Consider the following 24,012-nt stretch of genomic DNA (forward strand, 5'->3'; position numbering starts at 1 on the left):
GGCGAAGGGCCTTGCGGCGGGGGCGGGTTGGGAAGTACGGGGTGTGCCGGGGCGCTCATCAGGGGCTTTCCCGCGACGCGTCGCACGGGGCGGGCGCAACGGCGTCGCGGGGAAAACCACTCGAACCGGTGACCCCGGGGAGCCCCCCGGGGTCCGGCTGTTCATGCCTTGGGGCCGTTCATGCCTTGACGCTGTTCACGTCTTCCGGCCGAACCTACTTCTCGGTCTCGGCCGCGAGCTTCGCCAGCACCTCGTCGTAGATCCGGCCGAGGCCCTTGGGCGCGAAGGTCCGCTCGAAGAAGCCGCCGATGCCGCCCGCGCCGTCCCAGACGGTGGTGACGACGGCCTTGGAGCTGCCCTCACCGGCCGGGGTGACGGTCCAGGTGGTGACCATCGAGGAGTTCCGGTCCTTCTCCACGAGCCGGCCGTCGGTGGGCTCGGTCACCTCCAGCAGACAGTCGCGGACGCGCTTGCTGGTGGCCTGGAGCTTCCAGTGGACGAGGGTGCCCTCGCCGTCACCGCCCTCCCGTACCTCGTACTCGCTGAACTGCGAGGGCAGGAGCTTCGCCCGGGTGTCCTGGTAATCGGCCAGCGCGTCGAACACCGTGTCCGCTTTCGCCGCGATGATCCGCTCCGTCGTGGCCTCGACCTGCGCCATGGCACTTCCTCCAGCACTCGGTTCTCGGGTTGGGGTGCGGCCAGCCAACCACCCTCCGGCACGCCCGCCCAAATCCGGGGGCGCGGAGGTCAGGACCCGTGCATGCGGCACGCGTCCGGTGAGCGGTCCGGGCGGGCGGGCGCGGCACGGGTTCGAGGCGCGGTGGACACACGTTCGACCATCAAACGAACATGTGTTCTATTGTGGGGGCAGCACTACCGAGGAGGTACTCCATGCGCTGGGACAATCTGACCGAGGGACCGTCCACCGCACGGCCCGCCGGGGACATCGCGCTCTTCGGTACGGACGCGGTCACCACCCGCACCTTCGACACCCCCGAGTTCCGCGGCATCACCTTCCACGAGGTCCGCGCGCGCTCGATCGTGAACCGGGTCCCGGGAGCTTCCCGCATGCCGTTCGAATGGACGGTGAACCCGTACCGGGGCTGCACACACGCCTGCGTCTACTGTTTCGCCCGCAAGACCCACAGCTATCTGGACCTCGACACCGGACTGGGCTTCGACTCCCAGATCGTCGTCAAGATCAACGCCCCGGAGCTGGTACGGCGGAAGCTGGCCTCGCGCCAGTGGCAGGGCGCGCACATCGCCATGGGCACGAACGTCGACTGCTACCAGCGGGCGGAGGGGCGCTACCGGCTGATGCCGGGGATCATCAGCGCCCTGCGGGACCAGGCGAATCCTTTCTCCATCCTGACCAAGGGGACGCTGATCCTCCGCGACCTGGACCTGCTGCGCGAGGCGGCGTCGGTGACCGACGTGGGCATCTCCGTCTCCGTGGGCTTCACCGACCAGGAGCTGTGGCGCACGGTCGAACCGGGCACCCCGTCGCCGGAGCGGCGGCTGGACGTCGTACGGGCCATGACGGACGCCGGGATCGGGTGCGGGGTGCTCATGGCCCCGGTGATCCCGTTCCTGGGCGACAGCCCGGAGCAGCTCCGTTCGACGGTACGGGCGATAGCGGCGGCCGGGGCGACCTCCGTGACCCCGCTGGTGCTGCACCTGCGGCCGGGGGCGCGCGAGTGGTTCATGGAGTGGCTGGGGAAACACCACCCGGAGCTGGTGGGGCGGTACGAGCGGATGTACGCGGAGGGCGCGTACGCGCCGAAGTGGTACCAGCGGCGGATCACCCGGCAGGTGCACGAGTTGGCCGACACGTTCGGCATCGGCCCCCGGGGCGCGGGCGGTTCGACGGGGCTGTCGAGGCCGGGCAACCACCGGATGGCGGCGCCGCTGCCCGATCCCGAACCGGAGGGGACGCAACTGACCTTGCTGTGAGGCGGTCGGGTGGTGGCGCCGGGGGTGCACCCCTACCCGTCATACCTGGGAGCCACCAGCGGGCTTGGCTCCCTGGCGGGACGCGGACGACGCGGTGTGATCCCTAACTTCGGTACCGGCAGCACGACAGAGATCCGGTACGGAAGGTCCCTCCCCCATGGCGTCATGGCCCCGTGGCAACCGCGCGCAGCGCTCACACCGCACGCACCGCACGCACCGCACGCACCGCACCTTGCTCGCCGCGCTCGTCACCGCGTCGGTGGCGGTGCCGGTGTCGGGTGCGGCCCGCCCCGCGGCCGTCCCGGCGCCCGTGCCCGCCGCGCTCGCGCCGCTGCGGGACCACCTGACCCCCGCCGCCCTGGACACCCGGTACGCCGTCAACCGCGCCGGGATCCGGGCCGCCGAGCGGATGGCGGCCGGTCACGGCGACCACGTACGGGCCGCAGCCCTGCGCGTCATGGCGGACCCGGCACGCCGCTTCCTCTCCTTCGACGGCCGCGACGGCGGCCGTACCGCCGAGGTCTTCGGCGATCTCGCGCGCGCCCGGCGGATCGCCGTACTGGTGCCGGGCTCGGACACCGGCCTCGACCACTACGCGCGCTTCGGGGCCGGGGCCGCCGCGCTCCGGCGGGAGATGGGCGCCGGGGCGGCCGTCGTCGCCTGGCTCGGCTACCGGACACCGGCCACGGTGAGCCCCGCCGTGCTGACGGCGGGCCGCGCCGACGAGGCGGCCCCTGATCTGCGGTCCTTCGTCGGCGAGTTGGCCGCCGCCGCGCCCGCCGCGCGGGTGTCGCTGCTCTGCCACTCGTACGGCTCCGTCGTCTGCGCCCGCGCCGCGCCGGGCCTGCCGGTCGCCGACCTGGTGCTGTACGGCAGCCCCGGGACCGGCGCCGACCACGCCACCGCGCTCCGTACCGGGGCCACCGTCTGGGCGGGCCGGGGCTCCGCCGACCGCATCGCCGGGGTGCCGTACGGACGGCTCCGACTGCCCTTCGTCACGGTGGGGTTCGGCAGGGACCCGGTGTCGGAGGCGTTCGGCGCCCGGATCTTCGACGCGGGCGGGTCCGCCCACAGCGGCTATCTGCGGCCCGGATCGGTGTCGTTGCGGAACCTGGCCCGGATAGCCGGCGGGGAGACGCGCCTCGACAGGGATCTCGCCGGCACCTCCACCGGGGAGGGACCCCGTGCGTGATCTCGTGCGGCGGATCGACGCCGCCACCCCGCCCGGCCGTGACCGGGCCACCGACGCCCTGCGCGCCCTCGCCATCCTCGGTGTGGTGCTCGGCCACTGGCTGGTGACCGCCCTGGTCGCCGACAGCGGTACGGTGCGTGCCGCGAGCCCGCTCCGGTACCTGCCCCACCTGGCCCCGGTCTCCTGGCTGTTCCAGACGCTCGCCGTCTTCTTCGTGGTCGGCGGGCAGGTGGCCGCGCCGAGTTACGCGTCGGCCCGTGCCCGGGGCACGACGTACGGACAGTGGCTCGGCGCCAGGACGGCCCGGCTGTGGCGGCCGGTGACCGCCGTGCTGGGGGTGTGGGCGGTGGCGGCGGGCGTGATGCTCGTCTCCGGGGTGAGCCCGCCGACCGTACACGCGCTGCTCAAGCTGGTGCTGTCCCCGCTGTGGTTCCTGCTGGTCCTGATGGCGCTGACGGCTGCGACCCCGCTGGTCGCACGACTGCACCCGCTGTGGCCGCTGGCCGTGGTCCTGCACATCGACCTGTTCCGGTTCGCCCTCGGCGGGCCCGCGTGGCTCGGCTGGGTCAATCTGGCGGCGGGCTGGCTCGTCCCGTACTGCCTGGGCGCGGCCTGGTCCCGTGGCGACCTGAGCGGGCGGGGGGCCGCCTGGGTGCTGCTGGGCGGCGGCTCGGCGGCCACCGCGCTCCTGGTCCTGTTCGGCGGCTACCCGGCGTCCATGGTCGGCGTGCCGGGCGCCCCGGTCTCCAACCTCGACCCGCCGACCCTGGCCGCCGTGACCTTCGGCCTGGCACAGTGCGGGGCGGCCCTGCTGCTCCTGGGCCCGCTGCGGCGGCTGTGCGCGCGGCCGGCGGTCCGGGCGGGGGTGGCACTGGCCAATCTCTCCGCTGTGACGGTCTTCTTGTGGCATCAGACCGCGATGATGGCCGTCACCGCGACCGGTCTGCTCGTGGGCCGGCCGCTGGCGGGCCTGCACACCGTGCCGGACCACCCGGGCTGGGTGCCGGCGAGGCTCGCGTGGCTCCCGGCGTTCGCGGCGGCGCTGCTGGTGTGCTGGGCGGCGTTCCGTGGCCATGAACAGCGGGCGCGCGGGCGGACCGAGGTCGTCCGTCAGGGACGGCCCACCCGGAGGGCGGAGGCGGGACATGTCTAGGGTCGGTCGCATGAGAGACCCACGCCGGGTGGTGGCGGAGCTGCGGGCGGTGCCGCGTCAGCTGCGTACGGACCTCCTGGGGGCGCGGGCGTTCGGTCCCCTGCCGGACACGGGGCGGCCCGGCTGGCGGGAGTGGCAGCCGGTGGTGGTCCTCCTGACGGTGATCTGCGCGATGTTCATCGGCGCGATGGGGGTCAACAACCTCATCTGGGACGCGGGTCTGGGCCAGGTCTACGGCACGCTCCTGGGCGTGCTCCAGGCGGCGGCGCTGGTGGTCGCGGTGTTCCGGCCGGTGCCCGCGTGGTGGGTGGTGACGCTGGTCATGGTCGTCGTCGCGCTCTCCACGAGGGCCACCGCCGGCCCGGACACGCCGTACCCGTGGACCGGCGGGGGGATGGCCCCCGTCCCGGACACGCTGTACCCGTGGACCAGCGAGGGGATGACCCTCCAGGCCGGGGTGCTGTTCCTGCTGGCGCTGCGGGTCCGTCCCCGGGCCGTGTTCGGGGCGCTGGCCATCAGCCTGCTGGCCGGGGCGGCCTGCGGGCTTTCCGTGACCACGGCACACGCCTCCGACGTGACGCGGGCCGCCGCCGTCTTCGGCGTCGCGGTGGTGGTCGGCGCCGCGCTGCGGGGCAGCCAGGAGGCCCGTACCGAACTGGTCGTCCAGGCCGGGCTCACCGCCGACGAGCGGGCACGGCGGACGCTCCTGGAGGAGCGCAACCGGATCGCACGCGAGCTGCACGACGTGGTCGCCCACCACATGTCGGTCATCTCCATCCAGGCGCAGGTGGCGCCGCACCTGGTCGAGAACCCGTCCGAGGAGCTGAGGGAGAACCTCGCGGGGATACGGGGCAACGCCGTCGACGCGCTCACGGAACTGCGGCGGGTGCTGGGCGTCCTGCGCTCCGAGGACGCGTTGTCCGAGAGCGTGCGGCACGCCCCGCAGCCCACGCTGGACCGGCTGGACGAGCTGATCGGGACGGTACGGGGGGCCGGGCTCCCGGTCACCACCCGGTTCACCGGCGAGCCGCGCCCGCTGGCCCCGGGGGTCGGCCTGTCGGCGTACCGGATCGTGCAGGAGGCGCTGAGCAACGTGATGCGGCACGCGCCGGGCGCGGAGGTGCGGGTGGAGATCGGGTACCTGCCGTCGCGCGTGGTGGTCCGGGTCGTGAACAGCGCTCCCGCGCGTGCCGTCGCGCCGCCTTCCACGGATGTGGGACACGGACTGCTGGGGATGCGGGAGCGCACTGCGATGCTGGGCGGCGAACTGGCCACCGGGGCGACGCCGCCGGGCGGGTACGAGGTGACGGCGACGCTGCCGACGGAGGAAGCCACATGACAACCACGCCCCCACCCGCACTCCCGCCCCCCATCCGGGTGCTGATCGCGGACGACCAGGTCATGGTCCGCCAGGGTTTCACCGTGCTGTTGAACGCCGAGGACGGCATCGAGGTCGTCGGCCAGGCGGTGGACGGTCTCGACGCGCTGGCCCAGGTCGCGGAACTCGCCCCGGACGTCGTCCTGATGGACATACGGATGCCGGAACTGGGCGGCATCGAGGCGACCCGCCGCCTCACCGCCCGGGCCGGCTCCCCCGTGAAGGTGCTCGTCCTCACCACCTTCGATCTCGACGAGTACGTGTACGAGGCGCTGCGCGCGGGCGCGTCCGGCTTTCTGCTGAAGGACGCGTCGGCGGAGGAACTGGCGCAGGCGGTACGGGTGGTGGCGGCCGGGGACGCGCTGCTCGCGCCGAACATCACCAAGCGGCTGATCGCCGAGTTCTCCCGGGTGACCGCCGCCCCGCGTGTGCCGCGCAGGGACCGCGTGGGCGACCTGACGGAGCGGGAGACGGAGGTGCTGTCCCTCATCGCGCAGGGCTTGTCGAACGCGGAGATCGCCGCGCGGCTCGTCGTCGCGGAGCAGACCGTGAAGACCCATGTGGGCCGGATCCTGGTGAAGCTGGGCCTGCGCGACCGGACGCAGGCGGCGGTCTTCGCGTACGAGACGGGTGTGGTGCGGCCGGCCGGCTACTGAACGGGGCCGGGGCTCCGGCCGGTTGTCAGTGCCATGAGAAACAATGGACCCATGACACACCTCACGCATGTGACCGCCCCGGAAGGGGTCGCCCCCGGCAACGGCTACAGCCATGTGGTCTGGGGCACGGGCCGCTTCGTCGCGATCTCGGGCCAGTGCGCGTTCGACGAGGACGGCGGAATCGTGGGCGTGAACGACCCGGCGGCCCAGGCACGCCAGGTGTTCGAAAACCTGCGCCGCTGCCTCGCGGCGGCGGACGCCACGTTCGACGACGTCGTGAAGCTGACGTTCTTCGTGACGGACGTGGCCCACCTCCCCGCGATACGGGAGGCCCGCGACGCGGTGATCGACCCGAAGCGCCCTCCGGCGAGCTCGGCGTTCCAGGTAGCGGCCCTGATCCGCCCGGAACTCCTGGTGGAGATAGAGGCGTTCGCCGTCACCCCGCCCCCGTCCGGCTCGTCCAGCCCGTCCGGCGATTGAGGACGCCGCGCGCCGGAGGCGGGCGGTGCGGCTACGGCTACGGCTACGGCTACGGCTACGGCTACGGCTACGGCTACGGCAAGGATCTCAGCGCCGCCGTCGCCGCGTCGGTCAGGCGGGGGTGGGACCGCGCTCCCTCCAGGGACGGGCGGGCGCGGGGGTCCGCCAGGTGGTGCAGGCCCTCGACGCAGGCCAGGGCAACCCGCCAGTGCGGTTCGTCCGGGGCGGACAGGCGTTCCAGGGTGGCGATCAGTACGGGGACGGACTCCGGGGCGCGCAGCTCCGTGAGGAGGCGTACCGGGTGCAGGGCGTACGCCGTGCGCAGGGTGTTGGTCGCGAGGGCCGCCGCGGCGCGGGCCGTGCGCGGGTCGGCCAGCCGCGCCAGCGCGTACGACGCGCTCACGCAGCGCTCCGGATCACGGTGGTTGAGCAGCAGCACCAGCGCCTCGAACGCCCGCCGGTCACCCCCGCACCCCAGCCGGAACGCGGCGATCTCCCGCGCCCACAGCGGCCGTTTGCGCTCCACGAGCACCCCGGCCAGTTCCTCCTGATCGCCGGTGGTCAGGAGCCGCTCGCACGCGGCGGACCCGCCCGACTCGTCCCGTACGCGGTCCGCGAGCGAGCGGAAGTCCTCATCCATGACGCTCATCCATGACCCACATCCATGACGCCGAGGATAGGTGCCCGGCGTTCCTGATCCGGCCGGCAAGAGACGCGGACAAGGGGCCGCCCAGGTCTGGCGCGCTCGTTACTCGTCGGTTAACCTCAGATGAGCGGGAAACCCCCGCGACTCGCGTGGCCTGGTGACGCAGCCATCGCGAGTGCTGTCGGTTCCAGACAACGGCGCGGCTCCGGAACAGAGCCCGTCGCCCCTTTCAGCGACCCGCATCAGCCGCGCGCTCCGCAGCGCGTCGGCCCCAGCGGAGCACCGAGCACCCGTACGCGTGCCGTGCGCCGCCCCCAGTCGTCACCCCCTCCCCCTGGAGTCCCTCATGGACATCCCCTCGGACACCCCTCACACCTTGGCCCTCCCCACCGTCGCCGTGGTCGGCCTCGGCACCATGGGCACCGGCATCGCCGAGACCCTCGCGCGGGCCGGCCGCGAGGTCATCGGCATCGACATCAGCGACGCGGCCGCCGGCCGGGCCGTCGCCGCGATCGAGGCGTCCACCGCGCGGGCCGTGGAACGCGGACGCCTCACGGAGGACGAGCGGCGCACCGTGCTCACGCGCCTGCGCACCTTCTCCGACCTGCGCGCCGCCGCCGACGCCCCGCTCGTCATCGAGGTCGTGCCGGAGTCGTACGAGACCAAGCAGCAGGTGTTCCGGGAGCTGGACGGGATCGTCGGTCCCGGCACGATCCTCGCGACGGGGACGAACGCCCTGTCGGTGACCCGGCTGGCCGCCGACTCCGCGCACCCCGAACGCGTCCTCGGCCTGCACTTCTTCAATCCCGCGCCCGCGATGAAGCTGGTCGAGGTGGTCTCCTCCGTCCTCACCTCGCCCCGGGCGGTCGAGGCGGTCACCGCCCTCGCCCGTGAGCTGGGCAAGGAGCCCGTCGCCGTGGGCGACCGCCCGGGGTTCGTCGCGGACGGCCTGCTCTTCGGCTATCTCAACCAGGCCGCCGCCATGTACGAGTCCGGCTACGCCTCCCGAGCCGACATCGACGCGGCGATGCGGCTGGGCTGCGGCCTGCCGATGGGCCCGCTCGCCCTGCTCGACCTGATCGGGATCGACACCGCGCGAACGGTCCTGGAAGCGATGTACAGCGCGTCCCACGACCGGCTGCACGCCCCCGCCCCCATCCTCGGCCAGCTCAGCGAGGCCGGGCTGACCGGCCGGAAGTCCGGGCGCGGCTTCTATACGTACGCCGGGCCGGGCAGCGCCACGCCCGTCCCCGACGCCCTCACCCCGGCGGACGGCACGGGCCCCGTCGCGGGCAGGACCGTCAGGTCCGTCGGCGTCGCGGGCTCCGGCACGATGGCGAGCGGGATCGCCGAGGTCTTCGCCAAGGCCGGATTGGACGTGGTCCTGGCCGCCAGGAGCCCCGAGAAGGCACAGGGTGCCAAGGACCGGGTCGCCGCCTCCCTCGCCCGCTCGGTCGCCAAGGGCCGGCTGACGGAGGACGCCCGCGAGGAGACCCTGGCCCGGATCCGAACGGCGGGCACGCTCGACGCCTTCGCCGAGGTGGACCTCGCCGTCGAGGCGGTCGCCGAGGACCTGGCAGTGAAGAGGCAGCTCTTCGGGACGCTCGACAAGGTCTGCCGCCCCGGCGCGGTCCTCGCCACGACCACCTCCTCCCTGCCGGTCATCGCCTGTGCCCGGGCGACCTCCCGTCCCCAGGACGTCGTCGGGATGCACTTCTTCAACCCGGCGCCCGCGATGAAACTGGTCGAGGTGGTCCGTACGGTCCTGACCGCCGACGACGTCCGCGCCACCGCCCACGAGGTGTGCGCCCGCCTCCGCAAACACCCGGTGGACTGCGGCGACCGGGCCGGGTTCATCGTGAACGCCCTGCTGTTCCCGTACCTCAACAACGCCGTGAAAATGGTCCAGGAGCATTACGCGACCCTCGACGACATCGACACGGCGATGAAGCTCGGCGGCGGCTATCCCATGGGCCCCTTCGAGCTGCTGGACGTGGTGGGTCTCGATGTCTCGCTGGCGATCGAGCGGGTGCTGCACCAGGAGTTCCGCGACCCGGGCCTGGCGCCCGCGCCGCTGCTGGAGCACCTGGTGGCGGCGGGCTGCCTGGGCCGCAAGTCGGGCCGGGGCTTCCGCGAGCACCTCCGCCGCTGAACGCGAGCGGGTCCACCGCTGAACGCGCGCGCCTCCGCCGCTGACCAGGGGCCGCGGGTGCGCGACTGCGGGCGCGCACCCCCGCGTGGATGCAGTACGTTCACCTCATGTCGCAGTCCGCCGAGTCGTCCCGTAAGAACCCCAGGTCCGACGCTCCCGAGAGCGCCGCGGGGACCAAGGCGGCCGCGCAGCGGCTGAAGATGCGCCGTGAGCTGGCCGCCGCGGCCATGGAGCTGTTCGCGACCAAGGGGTACGAGGCGACGACGGTCGACGAGATCGCCGCGGCGGCCGGGGTGGCCCGCAGGACGTTCTTCCGGCACTTCCGCTCCAAGGAAGAGGCGATCTTCCCCGACCACGACGACACCCTCGTCCGGGCCGAGGCGGTCCTCAACGCCGCGCCGTCCCACGAGCACCCGATCGACACGATCTGCCGGGGCATCAAGGAAGTCATGCGGATGTACGCGGCCTCGCCCGCGGTCTCCGTGGAGCGCTACCGCCTCACCCGCGAGGTGCCGACCCTGCGGGAGCGGGAGATCGCCTCGGTGGCCCGCTACGAGCGACTGTTCACCCGCTATCTGCTGGGCCACTTCGACGAGCTGGACCACACCGACGGCAACGACGACCCGCTGCTGGCGGAGGTGGCCGCGTCCGCGGTCGTCACCGCGCACAACCATGTGCTGCGGCGGTGGCTGCGGGCCGGCGGCCAGGGGGACGTGGAGGCGCAGCTCGACCACGCCTTCGCGATCGTCCGTGACACGTTCGGCCCGGGGATCGGCGCGGGCCTCTCGATGGGCGGCAAGCCCGAGCGCCCGGCGGTCACCGCCCGTACCGGCGGGGACGTCCTGGTGGCCGTGGCGCACACCGACGCGCCGCTGGACGAGGTCATGCGGACGATCAAGCGGGCGCTGAAGGACGCGTAGCGCGGGCAAACACCCAGCGGGCGGACACCCAGCGAGCGGGCATCCGGCGAGCGGACGCCCAGAAGGGCACATCCGCCACACGTTCGACCGCACATTCGCCTCACCCAGCTGATATTCACCGCATTCCGGGCGGTAGGTATGGCTCATGCGTGCCACGAGGCTGACAAGTGAGAGAAAAACCTGGCACCCAGTGCCTTGCCAGGTGTCACACCGTGCCATACGTTGAAGGTGTCCGGCTGTTCCCGCAAGCCTTCGCGCTTGTGGCCCGGACGCCTGCGTCACAGGCACCCTCGCGCCCACCCGGCGCCGCTCAGCAGCACCCTGCCCGGCCCGAGGTCACACCTCGGAAGGCGACGTCCCACACCACCCCCAGCTTCGCCGGAGGCACCACCGTGAAGGACATCCTGGACGCCATCCAGTCGCCGGACTCCACGCCCGCCGACTTCGCCGCACTGCCCCTCCCCGACTCGTACCGCGCCGTGACCGTCCACAAGGACGAGACGGAGATGTTCGCCGGCCTTCCCACCGCGGAGAAGGACCCGCGCGAATCCCTGCACCTCGACGACGTTCCCGTGCCCGAACTCGGCCCCGGCGAGGCCCTCGTGGCCGTCATGGCCAGCTCGGTGAACTACAACTCGGTCTGGACGTCCATCTTCGAGCCGATGGCGACCTTCGGATTCCTGGAGCGGTACGGCAGGCTCAGCGACCTCGCGCGCCGCCACGACCTGCCGTACCACGTCATCGGCTCCGACCTGGCGGGCGTCGTGCTGCGCACCGGACCCGGCGTCAACTCCTGGCGCCCCGGCGACGAAGTGGTGGCCCACTGCCTCTCCGTCGAGCTGGAGAGCTCGGACGGCCACAACGACACCATGCTCGACCCCGAGCAGCGGATCTGGGGCTTCGAGACCAACTTCGGCGGCCTGGCGGAGATCGCGCTGGTGAAGTCCAACCAGCTGATGCCGAAACCCCAGCACCTCAGCTGGGAGGAGGCGGCGGCCCCCGGACTCGTCAACTCCACCGCGTACCGCCAGCTCGTCTCGCGCAACGGCGCGGGGATGAAGCAGGGCGACAACGTGCTGATCTGGGGGGCGAGCGGCGGACTCGGTTCGTACGCCACCCAGTTCGCGCTCGCGGGCGGAGCCAACCCGATCTGTGTCGTCTCCAGCGACCGGAAGGCGGAGCTGTGCCGGCGGATGGGCGCCGAGGCGATCATCGACCGCTCCGCGGAGGGCTACACGTTCTGGCCGGACGAGCACCACCAGGACCCGCGCGAGTGGAAGCGGTTCGGCAAGCGCATCCGCGAACTGACCGGCGGGGAGGACGTGGACATCGTCTTCGAGCACCCGGGGCGCGAGACCTTCGGCGCGAGTGTGTACGTCACCCGCAAGGGCGGCACGATCGTCACCTGCGCCTCGACCTCGGGCTTCACCCACGAGTACGACAACCGCTACCTGTGGATGTCGCTCAAGCGGATCGTCGGCTCGCACTTCGCCAACTACCGCGAGGCGTGGGAGGCCAACCGGCTGGTCGCCAAGGGAAAGATCCACCCCACACTGTCCAAGGTGTACGCCCTGGAGGACACCGGCCAGGCCGCGTACGACGTCCACCGCAACCGCCACCAGGGGAAGGTCGGCGTCCTGGCGCTGGCCCCCGCCGAAGGCCTCGGGGTACGCGACGAGGAGCTGCGCGCGCGCCACCTCGACGCCATCAACCTGTTCCGCGACGACGTACGGGCGCAGCCGCTCGCCGCCCACGGCGGGGTCCACTGACATGGCGAGGCGCCCGAAGGACCGGCCCTGGCTCATGCGGACGTACGCGGGCCACTCCACGGCCGAGGCGTCCAACGCGCTCTACCGCCGCAACCTCGCCAAGGGGCAGACGGGCCTCTCCGTCGCGTTCGACCTGCCCACCCAGACCGGTTACGACCCCGACCACATCCTGGCGCGCGGCGAGGTCGGCCGGGTCGGGGTCCCGGTCTCGCATCTGGGCGACATGCGGCGGCTGTTCCATGACATCCCCCTGGAGCGTACGAACACCTCGATGACCATCAACGCCACCGCCATGTGGCTGCTGGCGCTCTACCAGGTGGTCGCCGAGGAGCAGGGCGCGGACGTCTCGCTGCTCCAGGGGACGACGCAGAACGACATCGTCAAGGAGTACCTCTCGCGCGGGACCCATGTCTTCCCGCCCGTGCCGAGCCTGCGCCTCACGACCGACATGATCACGTACACGGTCCACCACCTCCCCCGGTGGAATCCGATCAACATCTGCAGCTACCACCTCCAGGAGGCCGGGGCCACCCCCGTCCAGGAGATCGCGTACGCGATGTCCACCGCGATCGCCGTGCTGGACGCGGTGTTCGCGTCGGGGCGGATCCCCGACGACCGCAGGGGCGAGGTGGTCGCCCGCATCTCCTTCTTCGTGAACGCGGGCGTCCGCTTCGTCGAGGAGATGTGCAAGATGCGGGCCTTCTCCCGCATCTGGGACCGGGTGACCCGGGAGCGGTACGGCATCGGGGACGCCAGGCAGCGGCGCTTCCGCTACGGCGTGCAGGTCAACTCGCTGGGGCTGACGGAGGCGCAGCCGGAGAACAACGTCCAGCGGATCGTCCTGGAGATGCTGGCCGTGACGCTGTCCAAGGACGCGCGCGCCCGCGCCGTACAGCTGCCGGCCTGGAACGAGGCGCTGGGGCTGCCCCGGCCGTGGGACCAGCAGTGGTCGCTGCGCATACAACAGGTGCTGGCGGACGAGTCGGACCTGCTGGAGTACCCCGACCTCTTCGAGGGTTCGCACGTGGTCGAGGCCGAGGTGAAGGACCTGGTGGCGGAGAGTCTCGCCGAGATGGACCGTATCGAGGCGATGGGCGGCGCGATGGCGGCCGTGGAGTCCGGCTACCTCAAGTCGGAGCTGGTGTCCTCGCACGCGGCCCGGCGGGCCCGGATCGAGTCGGGCGAGGAGCGGATCGTCGGGGTCAACTGCTACGAGTCGACCGAGCCCAGCCCGCTCACCGCCGACCTGGACACGGCGATCATGACGGTCGATCCGGCGAACGAGGCACGGGTGGTGGCGGCGCTGGGCGCCTGGCGGGCGGCGCGGGACGAGGAGCGGGCGACCGCCTCGGTGGCCGCCCTGGTGACCGCCGCCGAGGGCACCGGCAACCTGATGGAGGCGACGGTCGCGTGCGCGCGGGCCGGGGTGACGACCGGCGAGTGGTCGGAGGCGCTGCGGGGCGTGTTCGGTGAGTTCCGCGCGCCGACGGGGGTGGGCGGGGCACCGGTCGCGGTGAGCGCCGAGAGCGGCAGCCCGCTGGCCGCCGTACGGGACAGGGTGGCGCGTACGGCCGCGGAACTGGGCTCGGGGCGGCTGCGGCTGCTGGTGGGCAAGCCGGGGCTGGACGGCCACTCGAACGGCGCCGAGCAGATCGCCGTACGGGCGCGGGACGCCGGCTTCGAAGTGGTCTACCAGGGCATCCGGCTGACCCCCGAGCAGATCGTGGACGCCGCGCTCGCCGAGGACGTGCACTGCGTGGGGCTGTCGATCCTGTCCGGCTCGCACGCGGCGCTCGTGCCCGACGTGCTCGTACGGCTGCGCGAGGCGGGCGCCGGGGAGATCCCGGTCGTCGTCGGCGGGATCATCCCGGGCGCCGACGCGACCGCGCTGCGGGCGGCCGGGGTGGCCGCCGTCTTCACCCCGAAGGACTTCGGGATCACCGAGATCATCGGCCGTATCGTCGACGAGATCCGTACGGCGAACAAGCTCGACCCGCTCGACCCCTTGGAGGTCTCCGCATGACAGCCCCAGCGATCCCCCCGACCGAGGTCCCCGTGAACCGGCTGCGCCCGCGCCGCTCGTGCCTCGCCGTACCGGGCTCGAACCCGCGCTTCCTGGAGAAGGCCCAGGGGCTGGCGGCGGACCAGGTCTTCCTCGACCTGGAGGACGCGTGCGCGCCGCTCGCCAAGGAGGGCGCCCGGCACACCATCGTCGACGCGCTCAACAAGGGTGACTGGACGGGCAAGATCCGGGTCGTCCGGGTGAACGACTGGACGACCCACTGGACGTACCGCGACGTCGTCACGGTGGTCGAGGGCGCGGGCCACAACCTCGACTGCCTGATGCTGCCGAAGGTCCAGGACGCGCAGCAGATCGTCGCCCTCGACCTGCTGCTCACCCAGATCGAGAAGACCATGGGCTTCGAGGTCGGGAAGATCGGGATCGAGGCGCAGATCGAGAACGCCAAGGGCCTGGTGAACGTCGACGCGATCGCCGCCGCCTCGCCCCGGCTGGAGACCATCGTCTTCGGCCCGGCCGACTTCATGGCGTCGATCAACATGAAGACCCTCGTGGTCGGGCAACAGCCGCCCGGCTACGGCGCGGACGCGTACCACTACATCCTGATGCGCATCCTGATGGCGGCCCGTACCCACGATCTCCAGGCGATCGACGGTCCGTACCTCCAGATCCGTGACGTGGACGCGTTCCGCGAGGTGGCGGGGCGCGCCGCCGCGCTCGGCTACGACGGCAAGTGGGTGCTGCACCCGGGCCAGATCGACGCGGCCAACGAGATCTTCTCCCCGGCGCAGGAGGACTACGACCACGCCGAGCTGATCCTCGACGCGTACGACCACGCCACGTCGGAGGCGGGCGGCAAGAAGGGGTCCGCGATGCTCGGCGACGAGATGATCGACGAGGCGAGCCGCAAGATGGCGCTGGTGATCGCGGGCAAGGGGCGGGCCGCCGGGATGAGCCGTACCACCGCGTTCGAGATCCCGGAGGGGTGAACGATGCGGTTCGGACGGACCTTTGAGGAGTTCGAGGTCGGCGCCGTCTACAAGCACTGGCCGGGCAAGACGGTGACCGAGTACGACGACCATCTCTTCTGCCTGCTCACCATGAACCACCACCCCCTGCACCTCGACAGCAACTACGCGGAGACGACGACGGACTTCGGCAAGAACGTCGTCGTGGGGAACTACGTCTACTCGCTGCTGCTGGGGATGTCGGTGCCCGACGTCTCCGGCAAGGCGATCGCCAATCTGGAGGTCGAGTCGCTGCGGCACGTGGCGCCGACCTTCCACGGCGACACGCTGTACGGCGAGACGACCGTGCTGGCCACCACACCGTCCCGGTCGAAGAGCGACCGCGGGGTCGTGTACGTGGAGACGAAGGGCTACACGCAGGACGGCACGGTGGTGTGTGTGTTCCGCCGCAAGGTGATGGTGCCGACGAAGACCTACATCGACCAGCGCGGCGGCGAGCAGCCCGGCCGCCCGGAGCCCCGGGAGAAGTGAGAGATGAGCCGACTCGCCCAGACAGCCGGACTGACCGACGTCCAGCGGGAGATCCTGGCGACCGTCAGGGACTTCACCGACAAGGAGATCCTGCCGGTCGCCACCGAGCTGGAACACCGCGACGAGTACCCGACGCGGATCGTCGAGGGCCTCAAGGATCTCGGCCTGTTCGGGCTGATGATCCCCGAGGAGTACGGCGGTCTGGGTGAGTCCCTCCTCACATACGCGCTGTGCGTGGAGGAGATCGCCCGGGGCTGGATGTCGGTGTCGGGCATCATCAACACCCACTTCATCGTGGCGTACCTGCTGAAGCAGTACGGCACCGACGAGCAGAAGGACACGTTCCTGCCGAGGATGGCGCTGGGCGAGGTGCGCGGGGCGTTCTCGATGTCGGAGCCGGCGCTGGGCTCCGACGTGTCCGCCATCACGTCCAGGGGCGTCAGGGACGGCGGCACGTACGTCCTGAACGGCCAGAAGATGTGGCTCACCAACGGGGGTACGTCCACACTCGTCGCGGTGTTGTGCCGCAGCGACGAGGGGCAGCCCCCCGGCAGCACACCGGCCACACCGCCCCCACCGCCGCACCGCTCGATGACCACGTTCCTGGTGGAGAAGGAGCCGGGGTTCGGTGTGGTGCGCCCGGGTCTCACCATCCCCGGGAAGATCGACAAGATGGGGTACAAAGGCGTCGACACCACCGAGCTCATCATGGACGGACTGCGCATTCCGGCCAATCGGGTCCTCGGCGGCACCACCGGCCGTGGGTTTTACCAAATGATGGACGGGGTCGAGATCGGCCGGGTGAACGTGGCCGCGCGGGGGTGCGGGGTGGCCCGGCGCGCCTTCGAGCTGGGTATCTCGTACGCCCAGCAGCGCCACACCTTCGGCAAGCCGATCGCCCAGCACCAGGCGATCCAGTTCAAGCTGGCCGAAATGGCCACCAAGGTCGAAGCGGCGCATGCGATGATGGTCAACGCGGCACGCAAAAAGGACTCCGGGGAACGAAACGACCTGGAGGCAGGGATGGCGAAGTACCTCGCGTCCGAGTACTGCAAGGAAGTCGTCGAGGACGCCTTCCGGATCCACGGCGGGTACGGCTTCTCCAAGGAGTACGAGATCGAGCGCCTGTACCGCGAGGCGCCGATGCTGCTGATCGGCGAAGGTACCGCCGAGATCCAGAAAATGATCATTGGCCGCCGACTGCTGGAGGAGTATCAAATCCAGGGCTGATTGTCTCTTTTGAGCCGATTTCGCCGCGAAGAAGATCACACCCTGTTGTCCTCTCCCGCTGGCTTCAAGCCGCTCGACTCGACTGCTGGCTTGCTCAGTTGCTCCTCGCAACCGATACCATCGTCGTAAAGCCGCCGTCCCCCGTTGCCAGCGCGGCATCATCCGCTACGAAGGTCATCCATGCCCCACAGCCAAACCTCTGCACCACGCGGCCGGGTCCGCCTCGCGCGCGGAGCATCGCCGTGGCTTCTGCCGACCGTCGCCACCGCCGCGATCAGCCTGGTCAGGGCGCGCCACTCGCGGCGCGCCGCCGTTCTCGCCGTACCCGCCACCGCTCTCGCGGCGGGCATGCTGTGGTTCTTCCGCGACCCCGAGCGGGAGATCACCCAGGCCCGGGTCATCTCGCCGGCCGACGGAGTGGTGCAGAGCATCATGCCGTGGAAGGACGGGCGCACCCGGGTCGCCATCTTCATGAGCCCGCTGAACGTCCATGTGAACCGCGCCCCCCTCGCGGGCACGGTGACCTCGGTCGAGCACATCCCGGGCGGGTTCGTCCCGGCGTTCAACAAGGAGAGCGAGAACAACGAGCGCGTTGTCTGGCACTTCGACACCGAGCTGGGCGACATCGAGATGGTGCAGATCGCGGGCGCGGTGGCCCGCCGCATCGTCCCGTACCTCCCCCAGGGCACCAAGGTGGAACAGGGCGAGCGCATCGGCCTCATCCGTTTCGGCTCGCGCGTCGACATCTACCTTCCGGAAGGTGTCGATGTCGCCGTCGAGGTCGGTCAGACCACGACCGCAGGGGTGACTCGAATTGACCGTGATTGATCCTGAGACGCAGGCCGGCTGGGTCGCCGAGGCCCAGGCGGAGGACGACGCGGAGGACATGCCGCTGTCGATGAGACTGTCGATAGCGGACACGCTCACGCTCGGTAACGCCACCTGTGGCTTCATGGCGGTGTACTTCACCACCACCGGCATCCTGATCCCACACCTCACGGGCAGCGACGAGAGCGGCATGGCGCGGCACTCCGCCGCGACGGCCGTGATCCTCATGCTCTGCGCGGCGATCTTCGACCTGTTCGACGGGCTGGTGGCGCGCAAGCTCCGCAGCTCGCCGATGGGCGCGGAGCTGGACAACCTCTCCGACCTGATCAGCTTCGGCCTCGCACCGGCGTACTTCGTACTGGTGTACGGCATGGTCGCGGACGACGCGCATCAGCGGGTCTCGGCGCTGGCGGCGATCGTGGTCCTGCTGGCGGTGGTGCTCAGGCTGGCCAGATTCTCCTGCGTGACGATCAGGGACGGCATGTTCCAGGGCATGCCGAGCCCGTTCGGCGCGCTGACGGTCATCTCGATCGTGCTGCTGGAGCTTCCCTTCGTGCCGACGCTGCTCGCGATCATCGGGGTGGCGTGGCTGATGGTGAGCCGGGTCGAGTACCCGAAGCCGCGGGGGGTGCTCGCGGTGGCGATGCTCAGCTGGATCGTGGTCTCGATGGGGCTGCTGGCGGCGTGGGCGTTCGACGCGCCGGGCGGTCAGCTGCTGCTCCAGACCGGGTGTGCGCTCCAGGTGGTGACGGGGGCGGTGATTCCGCTCTTCGCCACGGCGCGGCGGGTGAACACGTTCCGCGACAACCGGCGTGAGGCGCGGGCGGCGCAGCTGCCGTAGCGGTAGACGGTCGTACGGAAAGGGGCCCGGGTGCGGAAGCACCCGGGCCCCTTTGCGCACCCCTGTGCCCGCGTGCAGGACTCCGCGGCCGCCCGGCTGGCGGCCCGCCTGTCCGTGACGGAGGGCCTTCCGCTGCCGGGCGCGACCCTGGCCATCGCGCGGATCGGGTGCCGGATGTGACACGCCTGGGCAGGCCGCCCCCGGGCCGGCCGCCGGCGGATCGGTCGCCGCCGGACAGGTGGACGATGCCGGGGTCGGTCACCGCACGGCAGGTGGACGCTGAGCAGGGCGTCGCCGCCGGACAGACCGCCGCCGGGCCGGCCGCTACCGGATCGGTTGCCGCTGGGCGGACCGCCCCCCGGCCGGTCGTCGGCGGATCGGCTGCCGTCGAGCGGCTGGACGCCACCGGATCGAAGGCCGCCAGGCGGCTCGCCCTGGCCGAGTGCGTCACCGTCGCCGCGGTGGGTCCGGCCGCGGCGGCCCGGCTGTGGGGGCCGAGCTGCGGCTGCTGCTCGTCGGCGGCGGCGGCGAGGGTGAGGTCGGACCGGCAGGCGGCCGGGAACGTGGCGTCGCACCCCCGGTGCGCCTTGGAGCGCGGGACGAGCGCACTCAGGGGCCGCGCCTCGTCGGGGCGGGCGTTCCGTATCCGCGCGCCCCGGCTGGAGACCTGGCTTCAGCCGCCCACCTGGAAGGACTCCGCCGCCTTCGCGACCTCGGCCGGGCGCACCACGCGCAGGCCGCCGGGGACCTTGTCGTCCGGCTTCATGATCACGGACTCGCGGGTGGACGGCGCGGCCGGGTCGGAGAAGTTGTGCGTGATGCCGAAGCCGCTCTGGTACGCGGTCACGGTGAGCAGCGCCTTGCCCACCCCCTCCCGCGTCAGGTCCTTCGCCGCGCAGGCCTTCTTGAGGACATCGCCGTAGACCTGCCCGGCGGTGTATCCGGCGACCACACCGTTGTCGAGCACGTCCTTGGGGTAGGCCGCCGCGTACTCCTTCGCGAGCTTCGCCGGTGCCGGTTCCGTGGAGCCGATGGGGAGGGTGGAGGAGGCGACGTAGTAGTCCTTCATCAGGGCGGGTCCGGCCGGGGTGGCGAGGAGTTGGGGCGCGAAGGCGGAGTTGTTCCCGATCACGGGCACCTGGAAGCCGGTGGCCGCGGCGACCCCGACGAGCGAGGCCGCCTGCCGGGGGCCCGCGCTGACGATCACCGCCTTGACGCCGGCCCGCTTGAGCGCGGCGACCTGCGCGGACATGTCGTTGTCCGTCGGCTTGATCTTCTGCTCGACGACGGTCAACCCGGCTTGCCGGGCGGCGTACTTGGACCCCACGAGCGCGTTCTCGCCGTAGTCGCCCTCGAAGTAGACATGGCCGATCTTGTCGCCCTTCGCGACGCGCTTCTCCGCGAGGAGGTAGTCGACGGCGTTGATGGTCTCGACGTCGTACGTGGCACCGATCACGCGGACGTACGGGCTGCCGAGGAGCGACGCCGACCACGCCTGCGGCAGCACAAGTCCCTTGTCCTGGCCGTCGATGCGCGGTTCGACGGCGGCGACGAACGGGGAGCCGATGAACTGGGCGAAGCCGAGGACGCCGGGGGCGAGTTCGGTGTACGCGGCGACGGCCTTCTGCGGGTCGTAGCCGTGGTCGCGCACGGTCAGCTCGATCGTACGGCCGCAGATCCCGCCCGCCGCGTTGGTCTGCTTCGCCCACAACCGCTGGGCCTGGGTGACGCTCTTGCCGAGGGAGGCGTACACCCCGGTCATGTCGGTGAGCACGCCGAGCTTGATGGTCTTCGCGGTGACGCCGACCCCGGTACGTACTCCCCCGGCGTCCTCGCTCTTCGTGTCCTTCTCGCCGGCCTTGCCGCTGCATCCGGTGAGGGCGAGGGCCAGGGCGGCCAGGAGCGCGGCGCCACCCCTCAGGGTGTGACGGGCTGTTGGCTTCATGTCTTCTCCCGTGAGGACCGTGGGGACAGAGTCGGGCGGGTGAGACCGCCGGGCAGGAACAGGACCACCGCGACGATCGCGGCGCCGTACAGGTAGCGGGAGGCCTCGCCGGGGGCGAGGCCTCCGGTGCCGGGGTCGGAGACCAGCGGCAGGCTGTCGCTGTAGTGGGTGAGGAGCTGGGGCAGCAGGGAGACGAAGGCGGCGCCGACGACGGCGCCCGCGACGGTCCCGAGCCCGCCGATGACGATCATCGCCAGGTATTCGAGGGCGAGGACCATGCCGAAGTAGTCGGGCACGGTGCGTTGGAAGAGCAGGGCGAGCAGGACGCCCGCGAGGCCCGCGTACATCGAGGACAGGACGAAGACGGCGGCGCGGTAGCGGGCCACCGGCACGCCCATCACCCCGGCGGCGACGCGGTGGTCGCGGATGGCGTTCATGGCCCGTCCCGGCCGTCCGCGCAGCACGCCGCGGGCGAAGAGGCCGCCCGCGAGGAGGGCGGCGAGGCCCACGTACCAGAGTTTCTCCGAGGAGTGGAAGGGGACGGCCGCCACGACGGTCTCGGTGTCGTCGAAGGTCACGCCGAAGAGGGAGAGCGGTGGGACGGCACGTCCGTTGAACCCCCCGGTCAGGTCACCGGCGTTGAAGAGGAGGTGCTGGCCGATGAAGATCAGGGCGAGGGTGGCGATGCCCAGGTAGGCACCGCGCAGCCGGCCCGCGATGGGGCTGAACAAGCCGCCGGCCACGCCCGCGAGGAGCACGGCGAGGACGGCGGCCAGCCAGGTGGGCAGACCGAGGCCGACAAGGCGGTGGCCGTTCTCGGCGCGGCCGTCACCGGCGAAGAGGCAGTAGCCGTACGCGCCTACGGCGAGGAAGAAGGCGTGCCCCATGGAGAGTTGGCCGGTGGCGCCGGTGAGGAGGTTGAGGCCGATGGCGCCGATCGCGGCGGCCATCGCGAAGAGGCCGGCCTGGAGCCAGAAGCGGTCGGCGTAGAAGGGGAGGGCGAGGAGGACGAGGGTGGTGGCGGTCCACAGGTAGGGGCGCGGGCCGGCGGGGAGGCGCTTGAGCCTGAGTCGGCCGGCGCGGCCGGGTCGGCCGGATCGCCCGTTGAGGACGGACTTTGACGTGGTGTCAGAGGATTGGACGTCAGACACGGGCCGGCTCCTTCGTGCCGAAGAGACCGGCGGGCCGGACGAGGAGGACCGCGACCATCACGAGATAGGGCGCGAGGTCGCCGATCCCGCGTCCCAGGAAGGCCAGATCGCTCTGGTAGCCGGTGGCGAGTGATTCGGTGACGCCGACGATCAGTCCGCCCGCCAGGGCGCCGGTGGTCGAGTCGAGGCCGCCGAGGATGGCCGCGGGGAAGGCCTTGAGGGCGGCGAGGGAGGTGGCACGTTCGAGGCCGGGGGTCGGGAAGACGGTGAGGAACAGCGCGGCGACGGCGGCGAGGGCCCCGGCGACCGCCCACGCGGAGAGCGAGACCCGGCCGAGCCGTACGCCCATCAGCGCGGCGGTGGTCGGGTTCTCGGCCGCCGCGCGCATGGCCACACCCCAGGTGGTGTACCGGAAGGCGAGCAGGAACGCCGTGATCAGCAGCGCGGCGGCGACAAACGCGGCCACCCGCGTCTGGGCGAGGGTGACCCCGCCGAAGGTGAGGACACGGTCGCCCCAGGGGTCGCCGAGCGCGAGCACGTCCGTGCCGAGGCGGCGGGTGAGTTCGGTGGTCAGCAGGATGTCGACGCCGATGGTGACGATGGCGAGGACGCTGTGGTCGGAGCCCCGGTAACGGCGCATCACCAGGAACTCGACGGCGGAGCCGACCACCGCCGCGCCCGCGACGCCGAGGGCGAGCGCGGGCCAGAAGCCCAGGTCGTCGTGGAGGACGGCGGTGAGGTAGCCGCCCGCCAGGAGGAGCGAGGCGTGGGCGAAGTTGACGACCTCGGTGGCCTTGAAGATGACCACGAAGCCGAGGGCGATCAGGGCGTAGACGGAGCCCATGGACAGGCCGCCGAGAAGGAGTTCGATGAAGGTGGTCACGGCGTCGGCTCCTGCTCGGCGGGGTCGGGCGCGGCGTCGGCGTCGGCGTCGGCGCCCAGGTAGGCGCGTACGACGGCGGGATCGTTCTGTACGCGCGCGGGCGGGCCACTCGCGATCCCGCGGCCGAAGTCGAGGACGGTCACCGTGTCGGCGAGCCGCATCACCACCCCCATGTCGTGTTCGACCAGAACGATCGAGATGCCGAGGCTGTCACGCACCCCGGAGACGACGGCGGCCGTGCGCCGCCGTTCGTCGGCCGTCATCCCGGCGACGGGCTCGTCCAGGAGGAGCACGCGGGGCTCCATGCAGAGCGCGCGGCCCAGTTCGACGAGTTTCTGTTTGCCGTACGGGAGGGTCCCGGCCGGGCGGTCGAGGTCGTCGGCGAGCCCGACGAACTCGGCGATCTCGGCGACCCTGGCCCGGTGGCGCCGGGCCTCCCGCGCGGCGGAGGGCAGCCCGAGCCCGGTGGCGAGGAAACCGGCGCGGGTGAGCCGGTGGCGGCCGAGCAGCAGGCTGTCGGCGACGGTGGCGTGCGGGGGCAGGGCGAGGTTCTGGAACGTACGGGCGATGCCAAGCGCGGCGATCCGGTGCGGGGCGAGCCCGGTCAGCTCGGTGTCACCGAGGCGAACGCTCCCCGCCGTGGCCCGGTAGACGCCGGAAAGGACGTTGAAGCAGGTGGACTTGCCCGCGCCGTTGGGCCCGATGACGGCGTGCACACTGCCGGGCTCGACGGTGAAGGAGACGGCGTCGAGGGCGGTGAGCCCGGCGAAGCGGACGGTGAGGTCGGTGAGGGTGAGGGTGGGGGGCGCTTCGGCGGAGAGAGGGCGGGACCGCTCGGAGGGCGGTCCGCCGGGCGGATCACCGCCGCCGGGGCCGCCGGCGGACGGGCCGCCGGCGGACGGGCCGCCCACGCGGGGGCCACGCCACGAGCCACCACGCGCCGCGGCCCAGCGCCGCCCGCTGCCCCGTGTCTCGGCGCGCCCGGGCTCCGGCGTGCCACCCGGCGTCGTGGTGCCACCCGGCGTGGGAGCGCCTGGCGACGGGTCCCCCTGCATCGGCGTGCCATCCGGTGCCGCGCCACCCGGCGTAGGAGCGCCCGGCCTCGGGTCACCCGGCGACGGCTCGCGCGGGGGCTGACCGCCACCCGGCGTGGGAGCCCCCGCCATCGGGTCGCCCGGGGTGGGGCCACCACCCAGCGCCGCGCCACACGGCGCAGGAGCACCCGGGGTCGAATCCCCCGGCGACGGATCCCACGACGACAGGTCGCCCTGGACCGGATCGCCTTGGGTGCGACTGCCACCCAACGTCGCACCGCC

Annotated in this window: 21 protein-coding genes; 15 read left to right on the top strand and 6 right to left on the bottom strand. The window is 71.9% G+C overall.

Annotated features, from left to right (window positions below):
- Positions 1-214: 214 nt before the first annotated feature.
- Positions 215-658, bottom strand: coding sequence for an SRPBCC family protein (locus OG349_RS06050; RefSeq protein ID WP_327233599.1), 444 nt, complete (start codon positions 656-658; stop codon positions 215-217).
- Between the two features lie 233 nt (positions 659-891).
- On the opposite strand from OG349_RS06050, the gene OG349_RS06055 reads away from it, so the two are divergent.
- The 6 genes from OG349_RS06055 (at position 892) to OG349_RS06080 (ending at position 6,812) form a co-directional block, all read left to right on the top strand.
- Positions 892-1,953: an Rv2578c family radical SAM protein gene (locus tag OG349_RS06055; RefSeq protein ID WP_327233600.1), complete on the top strand. Its 1,062-nt coding sequence runs from the start codon at positions 892-894 to the stop codon at positions 1,951-1,953.
- A 157-nt stretch (positions 1,954-2,110) separates the two neighbouring features.
- Positions 2,111-3,145: an alpha/beta hydrolase gene (locus OG349_RS06060; protein ID WP_327233601.1), complete on the top strand. Its 1,035-nt coding sequence runs from the start codon at positions 2,111-2,113 to the stop codon at positions 3,143-3,145.
- Positions 3,138-4,298 carry an acyltransferase family protein gene (locus OG349_RS06065; RefSeq protein WP_327233602.1) on the top strand — a complete coding sequence of 387 codons (1,161 nt, stop codon included), beginning with the start codon at positions 3,138-3,140 and terminating at the stop codon, positions 4,296-4,298. The genes OG349_RS06060 and OG349_RS06065 overlap by 8 nt, the downstream gene beginning before the upstream one ends.
- Before the next feature lie 10 nt (positions 4,299-4,308).
- On the top strand, positions 4,309-5,637 hold the full coding sequence (locus OG349_RS06070; RefSeq protein WP_327233603.1) for a sensor histidine kinase: 1,329 nt from the start codon (positions 4,309-4,311) through the stop codon (positions 5,635-5,637).
- Complete coding sequence (locus OG349_RS06075; protein ID WP_327233604.1) at positions 5,634-6,332, top strand: response regulator transcription factor; 699 nt, start codon at positions 5,634-5,636, stop codon at positions 6,330-6,332. Before OG349_RS06070 ends, OG349_RS06075 begins: the two co-directional genes overlap by 4 nt.
- A gap of 51 nt (positions 6,333-6,383) precedes the next feature.
- The gene (locus tag OG349_RS06080; protein WP_327233605.1) at positions 6,384-6,812 is read left to right on the top strand and encodes a RidA family protein; all 429 of its coding nucleotides are present in this window, start codon (positions 6,384-6,386) and stop codon (positions 6,810-6,812) included.
- Positions 6,813-6,885: 73 nt separating this feature from the next.
- Here OG349_RS06080 and OG349_RS06085 read toward each other — a convergent pair whose 3' ends face one another.
- Positions 6,886-7,452, bottom strand: coding sequence for a HEAT repeat domain-containing protein (locus OG349_RS06085; protein WP_327238469.1), 567 nt, complete (start codon positions 7,450-7,452; stop codon positions 6,886-6,888).
- Between the two features lie 352 nt (positions 7,453-7,804).
- On the opposite strand from OG349_RS06085, the gene OG349_RS06090 reads away from it, so the two are divergent.
- The 9 genes from OG349_RS06090 (at position 7,805) to pssA (ending at position 18,717) form a co-directional block, all read left to right on the top strand.
- Complete coding sequence (locus tag OG349_RS06090) at positions 7,805-9,610, top strand: 3-hydroxyacyl-CoA dehydrogenase family protein (RefSeq protein WP_327233606.1); 1,806 nt, start codon at positions 7,805-7,807, stop codon at positions 9,608-9,610.
- A gap of 107 nt (positions 9,611-9,717) precedes the next feature.
- Positions 9,718-10,530 carry a TetR family transcriptional regulator gene (locus tag OG349_RS06095; RefSeq protein WP_442806207.1) on the top strand — a complete coding sequence of 271 codons (813 nt, stop codon included), beginning with the start codon at positions 9,718-9,720 and terminating at the stop codon, positions 10,528-10,530.
- Positions 10,531-10,922: 392 nt separating this feature from the next.
- Positions 10,923-12,299, top strand: coding sequence for a crotonyl-CoA carboxylase/reductase (gene ccrA / locus OG349_RS06100; protein WP_327233608.1), 1,377 nt, complete (start codon positions 10,923-10,925; stop codon positions 12,297-12,299).
- A 1-nt stretch (position 12,300) separates the two neighbouring features.
- Positions 12,301-14,322, top strand: a complete 2,022-nt coding sequence (locus tag OG349_RS06105) for a protein meaA (RefSeq protein ID WP_327233609.1) — start codon at positions 12,301-12,303, stop codon at positions 14,320-14,322.
- Positions 14,319-15,308 (top strand): HpcH/HpaI aldolase/citrate lyase family protein, encoded by a 990-nt coding sequence (locus OG349_RS06110; RefSeq protein ID WP_327233610.1) that lies wholly within the window; start codon positions 14,319-14,321, stop codon positions 15,306-15,308. Before OG349_RS06105 ends, OG349_RS06110 begins: the two co-directional genes overlap by 4 nt.
- Before the next feature lie 3 nt (positions 15,309-15,311).
- Positions 15,312-15,818 (top strand): MaoC family dehydratase, encoded by a 507-nt coding sequence (locus OG349_RS06115; protein ID WP_327233611.1) that lies wholly within the window; start codon positions 15,312-15,314, stop codon positions 15,816-15,818.
- Between the two features lie 3 nt (positions 15,819-15,821).
- Positions 15,822-17,048 carry an acyl-CoA dehydrogenase family protein gene (locus tag OG349_RS06120; RefSeq protein WP_327233612.1) on the top strand — a complete coding sequence of 409 codons (1,227 nt, stop codon included), beginning with the start codon at positions 15,822-15,824 and terminating at the stop codon, positions 17,046-17,048.
- A gap of 180 nt (positions 17,049-17,228) precedes the next feature.
- Positions 17,229-17,876: a phosphatidylserine decarboxylase gene (locus tag OG349_RS06125; RefSeq protein ID WP_161309119.1), complete on the top strand. Its 648-nt coding sequence runs from the start codon at positions 17,229-17,231 to the stop codon at positions 17,874-17,876.
- The gene (gene pssA / locus OG349_RS06130; protein WP_208298547.1) at positions 17,863-18,717 is read left to right on the top strand and encodes a CDP-diacylglycerol--serine O-phosphatidyltransferase; all 855 of its coding nucleotides are present in this window, start codon (positions 17,863-17,865) and stop codon (positions 18,715-18,717) included. The genes OG349_RS06125 and pssA overlap by 14 nt, the downstream gene beginning before the upstream one ends.
- Before the next feature lie 673 nt (positions 18,718-19,390).
- Here pssA and OG349_RS06135 read toward each other — a convergent pair.
- From OG349_RS06135 to OG349_RS06150, 4 genes are read right to left on the bottom strand one after another with little or no spacing between them, the layout of a single operon-like run.
- Positions 19,391-20,662, bottom strand: coding sequence for an ABC transporter substrate-binding protein (locus OG349_RS06135; RefSeq protein WP_327233613.1), 1,272 nt, complete (start codon positions 20,660-20,662; stop codon positions 19,391-19,393).
- On the bottom strand, positions 20,659-21,813 hold the full coding sequence (locus OG349_RS06140; protein ID WP_327233614.1) for a branched-chain amino acid ABC transporter permease: 1,155 nt from the start codon (positions 21,811-21,813) through the stop codon (positions 20,659-20,661). The genes OG349_RS06135 and OG349_RS06140 overlap by 4 nt, the downstream gene beginning before the upstream one ends.
- Positions 21,806-22,696: a branched-chain amino acid ABC transporter permease gene (locus OG349_RS06145; protein WP_327233615.1), complete on the bottom strand. Its 891-nt coding sequence runs from the start codon at positions 22,694-22,696 to the stop codon at positions 21,806-21,808. The genes OG349_RS06140 and OG349_RS06145 overlap by 8 nt, the downstream gene beginning before the upstream one ends.
- On the bottom strand, positions 22,693-23,607 hold the full coding sequence (locus OG349_RS06150) for an ABC transporter ATP-binding protein (protein ID WP_327233616.1): 915 nt from the start codon (positions 23,605-23,607) through the stop codon (positions 22,693-22,695). Before OG349_RS06150 ends, OG349_RS06145 begins: the two co-directional genes overlap by 4 nt.
- Between the last annotated feature and the right edge of the window lie 405 nt (positions 23,608-24,012).

It is taken from the genome of Streptomyces sp. NBC_01317 (assembly GCF_035961655.1).
In the GTDB taxonomy this organism is placed as follows: Bacteria; Actinomycetota; Actinomycetes; order Streptomycetales; family Streptomycetaceae; genus Streptomyces.

What these genes read in the sequence shown, in the direction of transcription:
- OG349_RS06090 (WP_327233606.1), top strand. Translation starts at nt 7,805, where the DNA reads ATGGACATCCCCTCGGACACCCCTCACACCTTGGCCCTCCCCACCGTC.
- OG349_RS06085 (WP_327238469.1), bottom strand. Translation starts at nt 7,452, where the DNA reads ATGGATGAGGACTTCCGCTCGCTCGCGGACCGCGTACGGGACGAGTCG.
- OG349_RS06110 (WP_327233610.1), top strand. Translation starts at nt 14,319, where the DNA reads ATGACAGCCCCAGCGATCCCCCCGACCGAGGTCCCCGTGAACCGGCTG.
- OG349_RS06055 (WP_327233600.1), top strand. Translation starts at nt 892, where the DNA reads ATGCGCTGGGACAATCTGACCGAGGGACCGTCCACCGCACGGCCCGCC.
- OG349_RS06095 (WP_442806207.1), top strand. Translation starts at nt 9,718, where the DNA reads ATGTCGCAGTCCGCCGAGTCGTCCCGTAAGAACCCCAGGTCCGACGCT.
- OG349_RS06135 (WP_327233613.1), bottom strand. Translation starts at nt 20,662, where the DNA reads ATGAAGCCAACAGCCCGTCACACCCTGAGGGGTGGCGCCGCGCTCCTG.
- OG349_RS06080 (WP_327233605.1), top strand. Translation starts at nt 6,384, where the DNA reads ATGACACACCTCACGCATGTGACCGCCCCGGAAGGGGTCGCCCCCGGC.
- OG349_RS06125 (WP_161309119.1), top strand. Translation starts at nt 17,229, where the DNA reads ATGCCCCACAGCCAAACCTCTGCACCACGCGGCCGGGTCCGCCTCGCG.
- OG349_RS06060 (WP_327233601.1), top strand. Translation starts at nt 2,111, where the DNA reads ATGGCGTCATGGCCCCGTGGCAACCGCGCGCAGCGCTCACACCGCACG.
- OG349_RS06115 (WP_327233611.1), top strand. Translation starts at nt 15,312, where the DNA reads ATGCGGTTCGGACGGACCTTTGAGGAGTTCGAGGTCGGCGCCGTCTAC.
- OG349_RS06105 (WP_327233609.1), top strand. Translation starts at nt 12,301, where the DNA reads ATGGCGAGGCGCCCGAAGGACCGGCCCTGGCTCATGCGGACGTACGCG.
- OG349_RS06120 (WP_327233612.1), top strand. Translation starts at nt 15,822, where the DNA reads ATGAGCCGACTCGCCCAGACAGCCGGACTGACCGACGTCCAGCGGGAG.
- OG349_RS06070 (WP_327233603.1), top strand. Translation starts at nt 4,309, where the DNA reads ATGAGAGACCCACGCCGGGTGGTGGCGGAGCTGCGGGCGGTGCCGCGT.
- OG349_RS06050 (WP_327233599.1), bottom strand. Translation starts at nt 658, where the DNA reads ATGGCGCAGGTCGAGGCCACGACGGAGCGGATCATCGCGGCGAAAGCG.
- OG349_RS06075 (WP_327233604.1), top strand. Translation starts at nt 5,634, where the DNA reads ATGACAACCACGCCCCCACCCGCACTCCCGCCCCCCATCCGGGTGCTG.